We start from the raw sequence: 11,932 nt of genomic DNA, 5'->3' as shown, positions 1-11,932 counted from the left end.
AGCCCGGCCCCGGCCCAGTTCCCGGCCCCGACAACGGACCCCACACCGGTCACGGCCACGGACCCGAGCCCCGCCCCGAACAGCGGCGACCGCACGAGCCGCCCGGTCCAGCGAGCAGCGGAAGGGGCCGGTCAGCGGCCTGCGCGGCGAGCAGCCGGAACGGGCCGTCAGCGCTTGGGACTTGGCGCCCCGCTGCGCTCCGATGCAGCCACCGACAACCCGGCCAAGAACGCTCCGGCCGGCGCAAAGCCGGTCCGGCCTCCGGCCGACAACAGCCGTACGCCGGGCACCGGACAGCCCTCGCGACCGATGGTCCAGCGGAAGCCACTCATCGGCGCGCCCACCGAGTCCACCGCGATCCGCCGCGAGGACGCGGCACCGACACCTGGGCCCACGTCCACGGCTACGCCTGCGTCGACAGGGATGCCTGCATCGGCGGTGACGCCTGCCTCGACGCCGGGCCCCATAGCGCCGCCGACACCGAAGCCGGCATCCACACCGGCTCAACCGCAGACCTCGCCGTCGGCCCCGGCCCCGAAGTCAGCCGCGGCGCCTGTCCCTGCCCCGGTGCAGCGTTCGGCAACAGCCGCCGAACGCCCCACCCCCGCAGGCCCGTTGCCGACACCACGTACATCGGCGCCCGGCACTCCGCACAGCCTCACCCCCGAACCCGGCGCCCCGGCCCTCCGAGAGCCCCAGCCCCGGCCCCAGCCCCGGCCCCACAAGTCAGCACCTCATACGCCACAATCCCGCACGCCGGCATCCCCCGCACAGGACCTCCGTGCACCGGAATCCCACGCCCCGGCACCCCCTACGCCCACGAGCCAAGCGCAAGCACAGACCGCCGACGGCGCCCCCCGCCCGTCCCTCGCCGCTCCCCGTCCCACCCGACGGGCGCCGCTCGCGTCGGCACGTGCGCTGGACCCGGCCGCCCGGCAACGGGCCACCGGGCAGCAGGCGGAGGACGCGCCCGCAGCAATGCAGCGCTCCGCCGCGTCGGCCGCATCCGCCGGCCCCGCAGCAGTACAGCGTTCAGCCCCGCAGGCCCCCGCACCCGCCGTCCCGCTCCGTCATGTGACGGGTTCGGCGCACCCGGCGAACCCGGCAGCCCCCGCTGACACGGCACGAGCGACGACACCCCGACGAGCCGCGAGCGTCCCCGCCGTAGCCCTGCAGAAACCGGCATCCGCGCCGCCACGGTCACCGATCGCCTCGCCCGCACCGACCCGTACGGTCCGCACCGCGCCGGGCATCCCCAACACCCCCAGCAACCCCAACATGCCCGGCATGCCCACGGTGCAGCGAGCCGGCACTCCTCCCGCAGCTCCCACCACCCTCGGTACCCCGGGCCCGACGACGCCCCCGGCCACAACCCCGGCCCCCCTCCCCACGCCGTCCGCCCAGCCCCTCCGATCCCCCTCAGCCACACCCTCCGGCCACACCCCCACACAAACCTCCCGTCCCATCCAACGCACCGTCACCAACCAATCCACCACTTCCACCGCGACCTCCAACTCCACTTCCACCACCACCTCCACCCCAACAACCCCACCCGCCCCCACCGACCCCACCGACCCCGCCACCCTCGACGCCCTCGCCCGCCGCCTCGTAGCCCCGCTCTCCCGCCTGCTCCGCGCCGAGTTGCGCGGCGACCGCGAGCGCATCGGCCGCCTCCGCGACAACGGCCGCTGACCCACCGCCGACCGGGACCCCGGCCGGGCCGGCCCCTCCAGACCAAAGCCAGACCAAAGCCAGACCAAAAGCCGACCGAACCCAGCCACCGGCCCCGACCCCGCCCCACCACCACTCCACCCGAAAGACCACCCACCATGCCCCAGGCCCTGGACCCCGGTTCCACCGTCTTCTTCAAGCTGACCATCGACGGGCAGGACCTCGGCCTGTTCAACGGCTGTGACGGCCTGGCGTCCGAGGTGGAGGTGGAGCAGCGGCAGGAGGGCGGCAACAACGGTTTCGTCTGGCAGTTGCCGACCCGCGTGACGTTCTCCACGATCCGGCTCACCCGCCCGCTGACCGCCGACACGTCCCGGGTGGCCGCCTGGATCTCGTCCCTGGCCACCGGCATCAGCCGGCCCACCGCGCAGATCGCCGCCCTCCGCGCCGACGGCTCGATCGTCGCGCAGTGGGGGCTGGTGGAGGTGCTGCCGGTGCGCTGGCAGGGGCCGAGCCTGGACCCGGCCAGCCCGGCGGTGGCGACCGAGACGCTGGAGATCGCGCACCACGGATTCACCGACGCGGGAGGTGCGTGAGATGGCCGCACCGACCGGCGGCAAAGCGGGTGCGAGCCTCGTGCGGGCCGCGCTCGCCATTCACCAGCCCCCCACCGACCTCGGCGGCTCCATCGGCGGCCGCATCGGTGAGGTGGAGTTCCAGTTCAATCCGACGCAGCTGCAGCTCGGGCGGGAGGCGGAGTGGCACACCCAGACCGCGGTCGCCTATACGCGGGGCGCCCCGCCCAAGTTCACCGGCACCCGGCCCGCCACGCTCCAGCTGGAAGTGTTCCTGGACGCCTCCGGCACCCCGACCTCCGGCAAGGTGCAGAAGCAGATCGAAATGCTGCTGTCGTGCTGCGAAGTAACGGCGCAGAGCGTCAATTCGAAGCGTCCTTCGCCCCCTTGGGTGCGGTTCTCCTGGGGGTCGTTCAACACGGTGCAGTTCGTGGCGTATGTGACGAGCGTCAACGCCACCTACACCCTCTTCAACCCCACCGGCGAACCGATCCGCGCCACCTGCACGCTGTCCCTCACCGAAGTTGCCATGCCCACCAAGGGCCAGAACCCCACGTCCGGCGCGCTCTCCGCACGCCGTATCCACCGCACGGTCGCGGGCGACTCGCTCGCCTCGCTGGCCTGGCGGGAGTACGGGGACGCGACCCGCTGGCGGCTGATCGCGGAGGCGAACGAGATCGACGATCCGATGCGGCTCCGGCCCGGCACCGAGCTGCTGCTGCCCGCCGCCGACGAAGAAGCTCCCGAAGGCTCTCCGAGCCTGCCCACGACTCCCGAGGCCGCCCGATGACCAGCGAGAACAGCCGATGAGTGAGAAGACGTACACCAGCGTCCTGCACGCCGAGATCGGCGGCACGCCGCTGCCCGACAAACTCGCCACCCTTCTCATCGAGGGCTGGGTGGACGCGAGCGTCAATGTGCCGTCCGCGTTTCAGCTCACCTTCAGTGACACGGGGTCGGACATCCTCAAGACCTTCCCGAAGCTCAAGGTCGGCGCGAAGGCGGTGCTGTCGCCCTTCACGGACGGGCGGCGCGGCACGCCCATGCTGACCGGCGAGGTCACCGCGCTCGAAGTGGACGCGGACGCGAGCGGCAAGTATCTGGTCGTACGGGGCTACGACCCGGGGCACCGGCTGCTGCGCAACCGCCGTGTCGAGGGCTACCCCAACATGACGGCGAGCGACATCGTGCGCCGTATCGCCGGCCTCAACGGGCTCGCCCTCGGCAAGGTGGAGCCCACCCGCACCGTCTACGAGCTCGCCACTCAGCCCAACATCACCGACTGGGACTTCCTGCTCCGCCTCGCCCAGGAGAACGACGCGCATCTCTCCTTCGACCCGAAGGGCAAGCTCCGCTTCGGCAAGCTCACCCCGGCCTCGTCGGCGCCCGCCGACAGCACGCCTGCCGCGCAGAGCCCGTACGTCCTGGAGTTCGGCCACAACGCGATGCACAGCCGGATCGCCGTCACCGCTTCCGGGCAGGTGAACAAGGCGGGCGCGCGCGGCTGGAACATGCGGGCCAAGCGGACGCTGTCCGAGCAGTTCCCGGCCACGACGAGCAAGGACATCGTCGCGGACATCGCGCCCTCGGCGCTCAGCAAGCCGTTCGGGAAGGCCGAACTGACCGCCACGCACACGCCGTTCACCACCCAGGCCCAGGTCACCCATGCCGCGCGGTCGCTCGCCGACGATGTGGCGGGCTCCTTCGCCGAGCTGGAGGTGGCGGTCACCGGCAACCCGGATCTGAAGCCGGGCCAGCCGGTGACGCTCAAGGGCGCCGGTTTCCCCTTCGAGGGGAAGTACACGGCGACCGGTGTGCGCCATGTCTTCGAGTCCGGGCGGCCGTTCACCACCTGGGTGACCGTCTCGGGGCGGCAGTTCCGGTCGCTGTACGGGCTCGCGTCCGGCGGCGCGGAGGCGGCGCCGCCGATGCCGGGCGTGGCCATGGCCCTGGTCAGCAATGCCAAGGACCCGCTGAAGCTGGGCCGGGTCCGGCTGCGCTTTCCCTGGTTGTCGGACACGTACGAGAGCGACTGGTGCCGGGTCGCGCAGCTGGGCGGCGTACGCGGCGGCGGTCTGATCCTTCCCGAGGTGGGCGACGAGGTGCTCGTCGCCTTCGACCGGGGCTCGCTGGAGCATCCGTACGTCCTGGCCGGGCTGTACAACGGCATCGACAGGCCGACGCCCAACACGGACGGGCTGCAGCCGGTGGACCCGACCAGCGGCCGGGTCAACTGGCGCTCCCTCGCCTCGCGCAGCGGTCACACCGTCGAGCTCGTCGACGCCAAGTCCCGTATGAAGAGCGGCATCAGGCTGCAGACCGGCAACGGCAAGCTGACCGTCCACATGGACCAGACGCGCACCCAGGTCACCATCCGCAGCGATGGCTCGGTCTCCATCACCGGGACCCGGAACGTGAGCATCAAGGCGGGCGGCAACCTGTCGCTCACCGCGGGAGGCTCGCTGACCATGAGCGCCGGCGGGGCGGTCGACATCAAGGCGGGCGCGAAGTTCGGCGTCGCGGCGGGCGGTGTGGCGGACATCAACGCGACCGGCGCCATCAGCCTCAAGTCGGCCGGCGCGGTGGCGGTCAACTCGGTCGGCGCGGTCTCCGTCAGCGCGGTCGGCGCGGTGGCCGTCAACGCGGGCGCCGCGGCAGCCATCAACTCGCCTGCCACGGTCACCCTGAACGCGCCGGCCGTCCTGCGCAACGGCATTCCCTTCTAGGGGCATTGAGGAAGTTGAGGGACATGCATCACAAGGGGGTCACCGGACATGAGTGAACAGTTCGTCGGCGCGGGCTGGACCTTTCCGCTGCGTACGGACGCGGGCGGCGGCATCGCGCTGGCCCGCCGCGAGCGCGAGGTCGAGGAGTCGATCCGGCTCGTCCTCGCCACCGCGCCCGGCGAGCGCCCGATGCGGCCGGAGTTCGGCTGCGCCGTCCACGACATGGTGTTCGCGCCGGTCAACGAGGCGACGGCCGGGCGCATCCGCTACGAGGTGCGGTCCTCACTCGACCGCTGGGAGCCGCGGATCGAGGTCCAGGACGTCGAGGTCACCCCGGCGCCCGACGATCCGTCCGTGCTCTTCATCGACGTGCGCTACAGCGTGCGCGGCACCAACAACCCGCGCAGCCTCGTCTTCCCCTTCTATGTGATCCCGTCCACGGAATCCTCCGCCCCTGCGCCCACCGAAAGCGAAGCCTGATGGCCCTGCCCGCACCCCATCTCGACGACCGTCGCTTTCAGCAGTTCGTCGACGACGCCAAGCGCTACATCCAGCAGCGCTGCCCCGAGTGGACCGACCACAATGTCTCGGACCCCGGAGTGACCCTCATCGAGGCCGTCGCCCATATGGCCGACCAGATCGTCTACCGGCTCAACCGGGTCCCGGAGAAGAACCATCTGGCCTTCCTCGACCTGCTGGGCGTCACCCTCTTCCCGCCCTCCGCCGCCCGTGCGGACGTCACCTTCTGGCTCTCCGCCCCGCAGCCGGAGCCGGTCGTGCTGCCCGCGGGGACGGAGGTGGCCACCGGACGGACGGAGACCGAGGAGGCGGTGCTCTTCGCCACCGAGGAGGATCTGACCGTCGTTCCCTGCGAACTGACCGCCGTGCTGCGGCAGGAGGCCGGGACCACCCCCGAGGACTGCAGCCAGGACGTCTTGGGCGGCAGCGACGTCGCCGTCTTCACGGCCGCCCCGCAGCCGGGCGACGCCCTGCTGTTCGGGCTGTCCGCGGCGGTGCCGCGGTGCGCGGCCGTCCTGCAGCTGGACAGCCGGGTGGACGGCGTCGGCGTCGACCCGCGCCAGCCGCCGCTGGTCTGGGAGGCCTGGACCACCGACGGCTGGTCGGAGTGCGAGGTCGAGGAGGACTCCACCGGCGGCCTCAACCGTCCCGGCGAGGTCATCCTGCACATCCCGGTCGCACACACCGTCTCCCGCGTCGGCCGGGCGGACGCAGCCTGGCTGCGCTGCCGGGTCGTCGAGGCCGCGCAGGGCCAGCCGTTCTACAGCGCCTCACCGACCGTACGGGCCGCCTCCGCGTTCACCATCGGGGGCACGACGGCGGTCGCGCACGCCGATGTGGTGCGGGACGAGATGCTCGGCGAGTCGGCCGGTGTGCCCGGCCAGCGGATGCGGCTGGCGCACGCCCCGGTCGTCGCCGACCGCCCGCCGCTGCGGCTGGAGGTCTCGAACGGGGACGGCTGGCAGGAGTGGCAGGTCGTCCCCGACTTCGCGTCCTCCGGTCCGGACGATCTGCACCTCACGCTGGAGGAGTCGACCGGCGAAATCGCCTTCGGTCCGTCGGTGCGCCAACCGGACGGTTCGGTACGGCAGTTCGGGGCGGTACCGCCCAAGGGCGCGATGATCCGCGTTCCGCACTACCGCACCGGCGGCGGGCGGTCGGGCAATGTGGCGCGCGGCGCGATCCAGGCGCTGCGCAGCTCGATCCCGTACGTGGCGCGGGTGGAGAACCGGGAGGCGGCACGCGGCGGGGTCGACGGTGAGACGGTGCAGGAGGCGAAGGTCCGGGCGCCGATCGCGCTGCGTGCGCAGGAGCGGGCCGTGACCGCCCGCGACTACGAGGAACTGGCGCGGCGCGCGGCCCCCGAGGCCGCCCGGATCGCCTGTCTCGCGGTCGACCCCGCCGAGCGCGCGGCACCCGCCGCGCACAGCGCGCCGGGTGCCGACGCCGGCCAGAACACCGGGACCGGTCACGTCGGCGACAACGCCGTCCGGGTCCTGGTCGTCCCCCAGGCCGTCCCCGACCGCGGCGGCCGGCTGCGCTTCGAACAGCTGGTGCCGGGCAAGGAACTCCTGGGCCGGGTCACCCAGTTCCTCGACGACCGCCGCCCGGTGGGCACCCGCCTCGCCGTCGGCCCGCCCTTCTATCAGGGCGTCACGGTCGTCGCGACCCTGCACTCCTTCCGTGCGGCACGGGCCGACCGGGTACGGGCCGAGGCCCTGGACGCGCTCTACGCCTACCTCGACCCGCTGACCGGCGGCGCCCATGGCGACGGCTGGCCGTTCGGCCGCCCGCTGCGCGCCGGTGAGATCTTCGCGGCCCTCCAGCGGGTCCCCGGCGTGGAGCTCGTCGACGAGGTGCTGCTGCACCCCGCCGACCCGCTCACCGGGCGCCGCGGCGACGCCACCGACCGCATCGAACTCGCCGGCTCCGCCCTGCTGTTCCCGTTCGACCACCGCGTCCGCGTGATCGAGGCGCGATGAGGGGCACACCCGCGGGGACGGTCTCCCCGCACCCCCTGGGCGGGCAGCTCCCCGCGGTCTACGCCGACGACGACTTCGCCCAGCGCTTCGTCGAGGGCCTCGATGTCGTCCTCGCGCCCCTCTTCAACGTCCTGGACTGCCTGGAGAGTTACTTCACGCCCGCCCTGGCGCCCGAGGACTTCGTCGACTGGCTGACCACCTGGGTCGGCACCGAACTCGACGGGACGGAACCGCTGGCCACCCGCCGCCGCGCGGTGGCCACGGCGGTCTCGCTGCACCGGGTACGCGGCACCCGGCGCGGTCTGTCGGACGCCGTCCACCTGGCCTTCGGGGTACGCCCGGAGATCATCGAGAGCGGCGGCGCGACCTGGTCCGCGCGCCCGCTCGGCCCCTTCCCGGGCTCGCCGCACCCCGGCCTGCGGGTGACCCTGCGGGTCCCCGATCCGGCCACCGTCGACCGGCACCGGCTGCAGGCCGTGGTCGCCGCGGCCCGCCCCGCACACCTCCCGTTCGCGGCCGAGGTGACCCACCTGTCCACCCCAGAAGGAACCTGACCTATGCCCACCGACCCCACCATCTGCCCCGACTGCGGCTCCCCCGCCCCCAAGGCGGGCCAGTCCTTCTGCGACTCCTGCGGCGCCTTCCTGCGCTGGGACCGGCCGACCGCGCCGTCCTCCACGCAGGAACCGGAACGCACCCCCGCCGCGGCCGACCCGACTCCCCCGGCCCCCGCCGCCGGCCCGGTCAGCTCCGCGGGCCGCCCTGCCGAGGCCGCCACCGGCACACCCGCCCAGGCCCCCGCCACTCCCCCGGCTCCGGCCACCGGGGACGGCGGCGCCCGCCAGGCGGCCGCCGCACAGCAGAACCCCGACGCAGCGCCGACGGCCCCGCTGCCGCCCGCCGCCCCGCACCAGGGGGACGCGGGCCGGCCCCAGCCCGGCCCCACCGGCCAGGCGAACCGGAGCGGGAAGGACGGCCAGGGCACCCCGGCCGCCCCCAACCCCCCGACCGGCGACCAGGGCGTCTCCGAAACCGGCATCCGTGCCCTGCTGGTCCCCGTACCGGGCGCCTCCCCCACGCCGCCGCCCGAGGCCCCGGGCAGCGTGCTGCCGGGCCGCCCCGAGCCGGCCCGTCCGCGGGTCCGTACCCCGCACACCGACCAGCCGGTGGACGGCGCACCCTGCCGGAGCTGCCACACCCTCAACACGCCGGGCCGCCACTTCTGCCGCAGCTGCGCCATCCCCCTCGTCGAGACCACGGCCGAGACCGCCGAGGGCCCGTACGCCGGGGAGCGGCCGCGGCTGAACCGCACCCGCGGCCGCTGGATCGCCCGGGCAATCGTCGCGGCGGTGATCGTGGCCGTCGTCGTCGGGGGCATCTTCGGGGGGCCGCCGGCCGCGCGGGCCATCCAGGACCACTTCGCCAAGCGCATCCCCGTCCCCGCCGCCACCTGGAAGGCCTCACACGCCGGCCCCGGCCACGCCGCGAAGCTCGCCTTCGACACCTACTCCAACACCTGGTGGGGTACGGGCTATTCGGGCAATTCCAACGGCCAGTACCTCCAGGCGGGCTTCGGCCAGCCCACCGACCTGCTCAACGTCCTGATCACGCCCGGGGCTTCCCCCCGGACCCCGCAGGCGACCGACCCGGCCCGTCCGCGCGAGTTCGACCTGATCGTGACCGACTCGGCCGGCAAGCAGTACGTCTCGCACCCCCGGCTCAACGACGGCGGACCCCAGAAGATCGACGTGGCCGTACGGAACGCGGTGAGCGTACGACTCGTGCTGCGCTCCGCCTACGGCACCACGGACGAGAAGCAAGTCGCCATCTCCGAGCTGGAGTTCTTCGGCCACTCTGCGCGGTAACGGGCGGCAAACGGCCCCCGGCCGGGGGCCGTCGGCTGTCACTTGAACTTGAGGGCGCCCACCTTGTCCCACATCCCGGTGTCACCGAAGTGGGATTCCGACTCGCCCGGCGCCAGGGAGAAGCGGGCGCCGTGGTAGTTGGTGTGCTGGTAGAACACGGCCGTGCGCTTGCCGGTGTTCCTGGCGGAGCCGATTTCGTCCAGGCCGGCGGCCGGCAGATTCGGCACGCTGTGGGTGAGGACGGTCTTCCTTCCCTTGAAGTCGGGCTGCTGGTAGAGCGTGACCTTGGCCCGGCCGGGTTTCGGCGTGCCGGAGTCCGCCGGAGCCGCCCCGGCGGAGGCCGGCAGCGCGGAGCAGAGTGTGAGCACGGCAGCGGCGGCGCCCGCAGCGGCGATACGACCCATACGCATGAGGAACTCCTCTGTCTGAAGGTTGATGACCGGGTACTGCTCGGACACGTGACGCGGTGATCCGAACGACGCGAATGATGCGGTTGTTGCGTACCGCCCTACTGGCTCAGGACACGGCGGGCGGCCGCCAGCCAGCGGTCCTTACGGGCCTTCGCCTCGTCCAGACGGCCGGCGTTCTGCTCGATCAGACGGCGCTGGACGCGGATCTCGGCCGCTGACCAGACCTTCACCACCTTGACCGACCGCTGACAGGCCGCATCGGCGCGGGCGGTGGCACGTTCGGCCGGCGTGGGTGCGGACGTCTTCCAGCGCTCGCTGGCGGCGGCGGCCATGGGCTCCTTATAGTCAAAGCCCGCCTTCGCCATACAGGTGTGCCACCGGCGCAGGACCGCGCGCACTTCGGGGGCGCGCCGCGAGGTTTCCAGGGCGGTGCCGGTCAGCTGGTTGAACGCGTGGAAGTCGGGTGGCGCGGTGTCACCGGCGAGTTGGTGCCGGGCGGTCTTGAGGCAGCCGCCCTTGCCCGAGGCGCCGTAGGCCGCGTGCTGCACCTCGGCCGGGAGCGCCTCCCGCTCCTCCCAGGCACGGTTGCGCCGCACCACCGACTGCGGGTCGGGACGCGGGTGATACCCATACCGCAGGGCGTCCGCCTCACCCGCTCCGTAACGGCCGAGATTCGGCGGCTCGATGTCCCGGGCAGCCACCCGAGGCAGCGCCTTCCACTCCATCCCCAGGTCACTCATACACCGACGCATGAGGACGTCCTGGGCGTCCTCCACGAGATGGGTCTCGGCCACGCTCGACGCATAGGCATCCAGGGGCAGTTGGAGCTGCTCGGCCTGCCTGTTTGCGTGCGCCGGCGGGGTTGCGGCGGTGTGGTGACCGGCCGTGGCGCCGTGCTCCACGGCTGTGCAGGCGGTGGCGGTGGTGGTGGCCAGCACAAGCAGTGCGAGCGCGGTGGTGGACCGGGCGCGGGAGGGCGGCATGGGTGCCTCTCGTCGTGCGATACGCGGGGCGCGTGGAAGGGGGCGGTGGCCGGCCGGGGCGGGGTGCGGCCCCCGTGAGCCGCACCCCGCCCGTCAGCGCTTCGCTGCTGACGGACCCGCTGTCAGCGGAACTTGACGGAGCTCGTCTTGTCACCCATGCCGACGTCACCGAAGTGCGGCTCCGACTCACCCGGCGCCAGGGAGAAGCGGGCGCCCGTGTAGCCGGCGTGCTGGTAGAAGGTGACCGTGCGCTTGCCCTGGTTCTTGGCTGAGCTGATGGTGTCGTTCCAGCCGTCCTTCTTCAGGTTCCGCATGTTCTCGGTGAAGGTCGTGTTCCGGTTCTTGTAGCCGCCGTCCTGGTAGACCTTGACCTTCCTCTTGGCCGCGAAGTCCCCGAGGTCTGCGGTGTGGTGCGCAACCACCGCGTGGGACGGGGCGGCGGACGGCTGGGCCTCGATGGCGGAGGCCGGCAGCGCGACGCCGAGCGTGAGTGCGGCAACAGCGGCGCCCACAGCGGCAATGTGACGGATACGCATAGGTGTCCCTTGGCTAGGTGTCACGCACTGCACGTGACGTCGGTGAAGCGCCGCCGGGTCGGCCCCTGCCCCGAAGCGGGGAGGTCCGGCCCGTGCGCTCATGAATCCATGCTGTCCGTCCCCCCGCACCCCCCACTTCCTGCCGCAGAAGCATCCGCCTCCGCCGAGCGGAGGAACGCCGCTTCCGCCCGAAGGCCGATGGAACCTCTGCGGGTGGTGGTAACTGCTCGCGGGGGGGGCGCCGCACCGCTCGCCCGAGCCGGAGGGTCCCGCCCAGAGGCCGGAGGTTCCGCGCGAGGCCGGGGCCGGCGGCAGGTGCGGCCGGGCGGGACATCTCCGGTGGACGGGTCGGCGATTGCCAGGAAGGAGCTACGTGGCGTCGCCCGCTCCCCCGCTCACCCCGGCACGATCAGATCGATCCCATACGCCGCGACCGCCAGGCAAGCACCGAAGCACAGCACGGCCGTCACCGTCGCCACCTTCCGGTGTCGTCCTCGGGGTGCGTCGGGAACGGGATCTCCGTGCCCGGCGCGGGCCCAGGCGGCCAGGCCGAGGGCGAACATCGTGACCACCACCACCGTGATCCCGAGGCTCACGGCGAAGACTCCGGCGAGAGCGCCCCAGTCGATGTCCATTCCGTTCCCTCTTCCGCTTCCTCGTCCTCG

At 72.8% G+C, this 11,932-nt stretch carries 12 protein-coding genes; 8 read left to right on the top strand and 4 right to left on the bottom strand.

Annotated elements, in window-relative coordinates; all coding sequences use genetic code 11:
- Positions 1-1,287: 1,287 nt before the first annotated feature.
- The 8 genes from ACFW5B_RS05795 (at position 1,288) to ACFW5B_RS05760 (ending at position 9,338) form a co-directional block, all read left to right on the top strand.
- Positions 1,288-1,692 (top strand): hypothetical protein, encoded by a 405-nt coding sequence (locus ACFW5B_RS05795; protein ID WP_386433778.1) that lies wholly within the window; start codon positions 1,288-1,290, stop codon positions 1,690-1,692.
- 137 nt (positions 1,693-1,829) lie between these two features.
- A complete protein-coding gene (locus ACFW5B_RS05790; RefSeq protein WP_386433775.1) occupies positions 1,830-2,267 on the top strand; it encodes a phage tail protein in 438 nt (145 codons plus the stop codon).
- Position 2,268: 1 nt separating this feature from the next.
- Positions 2,269-3,036 carry a LysM peptidoglycan-binding domain-containing protein gene (locus ACFW5B_RS05785; protein WP_386433772.1) on the top strand — a complete coding sequence of 256 codons (768 nt, stop codon included), beginning with the start codon at positions 2,269-2,271 and terminating at the stop codon, positions 3,034-3,036.
- Positions 3,037-3,052: 16 nt separating this feature from the next.
- The gene (locus tag ACFW5B_RS05780) at positions 3,053-4,972 is read left to right on the top strand and encodes a VgrG-related protein (protein WP_386433769.1); all 1,920 of its coding nucleotides are present in this window, start codon (positions 3,053-3,055) and stop codon (positions 4,970-4,972) included.
- Between the two features lie 48 nt (positions 4,973-5,020).
- Entirely contained in the window at positions 5,021-5,452 is a 432-nt protein-coding gene (locus ACFW5B_RS05775; protein ID WP_386433766.1) for a GPW/gp25 family protein, read from the top strand.
- Positions 5,452-7,473 carry a putative baseplate assembly protein gene (locus ACFW5B_RS05770; protein WP_386433763.1) on the top strand — a complete coding sequence of 674 codons (2,022 nt, stop codon included), beginning with the start codon at positions 5,452-5,454 and terminating at the stop codon, positions 7,471-7,473. Before ACFW5B_RS05775 ends, ACFW5B_RS05770 begins: the two co-directional genes overlap by 1 nt.
- Entirely contained in the window at positions 7,470-8,027 is a 558-nt protein-coding gene (locus ACFW5B_RS05765) for a phage tail protein (protein ID WP_386433760.1), read from the top strand. Before ACFW5B_RS05770 ends, ACFW5B_RS05765 begins: the two co-directional genes overlap by 4 nt.
- 3 nt (positions 8,028-8,030) lie before the next feature.
- Complete coding sequence (locus ACFW5B_RS05760) at positions 8,031-9,338, top strand: NADase-type glycan-binding domain-containing protein (RefSeq protein ID WP_386433757.1); 1,308 nt, start codon at positions 8,031-8,033, stop codon at positions 9,336-9,338.
- A 38-nt stretch (positions 9,339-9,376) separates the two neighbouring features.
- Here the strand turns inward: ACFW5B_RS05760 and ACFW5B_RS05755 are convergent, their stop codons facing one another.
- The 4 genes from ACFW5B_RS05755 to ACFW5B_RS05740 all read right to left on the bottom strand — a co-directional run bounded on the left by ACFW5B_RS05755 (position 9,377) and on the right by ACFW5B_RS05740 (position 11,902).
- Positions 9,377-9,748: a beta/gamma crystallin-related protein gene (locus ACFW5B_RS05755; RefSeq protein WP_386433754.1), complete on the bottom strand. Its 372-nt coding sequence runs from the start codon at positions 9,746-9,748 to the stop codon at positions 9,377-9,379.
- Positions 9,749-9,846: 98 nt separating this feature from the next.
- Complete coding sequence (locus ACFW5B_RS05750) at positions 9,847-10,731, bottom strand: hypothetical protein (RefSeq protein ID WP_386433752.1); 885 nt, start codon at positions 10,729-10,731, stop codon at positions 9,847-9,849.
- A gap of 122 nt (positions 10,732-10,853) precedes the next feature.
- Complete coding sequence (locus tag ACFW5B_RS05745; RefSeq protein WP_386433749.1) at positions 10,854-11,243, bottom strand: peptidase inhibitor family I36 protein; 390 nt, start codon at positions 11,241-11,243, stop codon at positions 10,854-10,856.
- A gap of 419 nt (positions 11,244-11,662) precedes the next feature.
- Positions 11,663-11,902 (bottom strand): hypothetical protein, encoded by a 240-nt coding sequence (locus tag ACFW5B_RS05740; RefSeq protein WP_386433746.1) that lies wholly within the window; start codon positions 11,900-11,902, stop codon positions 11,663-11,665.
- Positions 11,903-11,932: the final 30 nt, after the last annotated feature.

It is taken from the genome of Streptomyces sp. NPDC058773 (assembly GCF_042746015.1).
Lineage (GTDB): Bacteria > Actinomycetota > Actinomycetes > Streptomycetales > Streptomycetaceae > Streptomyces.
Note: the sequence above shows the minus strand (reverse complement) of the source record. Positions and strands in the feature narration are given on the sequence as shown.

Bases quoted from the DNA above. Each gene is read 5' to 3' on its own strand.
- ACFW5B_RS05755 (WP_386433754.1), bottom strand. From the start codon at position 9,748: ATGCGTATGGGTCGTATCGCCGCTGCGGGCGCCGCCGCTGCCGTGCTC.
- ACFW5B_RS05760 (WP_386433757.1), top strand. From the start codon at position 8,031: ATGCCCACCGACCCCACCATCTGCCCCGACTGCGGCTCCCCCGCCCCC.
- ACFW5B_RS05750 (WP_386433752.1), bottom strand. From the start codon at position 10,731: ATGCCGCCCTCCCGCGCCCGGTCCACCACCGCGCTCGCACTGCTTGTG.
- ACFW5B_RS05795 (WP_386433778.1), top strand. From the start codon at position 1,288: ATGCCCACGGTGCAGCGAGCCGGCACTCCTCCCGCAGCTCCCACCACC.
- ACFW5B_RS05765 (WP_386433760.1), top strand. From the start codon at position 7,470: ATGAGGGGCACACCCGCGGGGACGGTCTCCCCGCACCCCCTGGGCGGG.
- ACFW5B_RS05785 (WP_386433772.1), top strand. From the start codon at position 2,269: ATGGCCGCACCGACCGGCGGCAAAGCGGGTGCGAGCCTCGTGCGGGCC.
- ACFW5B_RS05775 (WP_386433766.1), top strand. From the start codon at position 5,021: ATGAGTGAACAGTTCGTCGGCGCGGGCTGGACCTTTCCGCTGCGTACG.
- ACFW5B_RS05740 (WP_386433746.1), bottom strand. From the start codon at position 11,902: ATGGACATCGACTGGGGCGCTCTCGCCGGAGTCTTCGCCGTGAGCCTC.
- ACFW5B_RS05770 (WP_386433763.1), top strand. From the start codon at position 5,452: ATGGCCCTGCCCGCACCCCATCTCGACGACCGTCGCTTTCAGCAGTTC.
- ACFW5B_RS05790 (WP_386433775.1), top strand. From the start codon at position 1,830: ATGCCCCAGGCCCTGGACCCCGGTTCCACCGTCTTCTTCAAGCTGACC.
- ACFW5B_RS05780 (WP_386433769.1), top strand. From the start codon at position 3,053: ATGAGTGAGAAGACGTACACCAGCGTCCTGCACGCCGAGATCGGCGGC.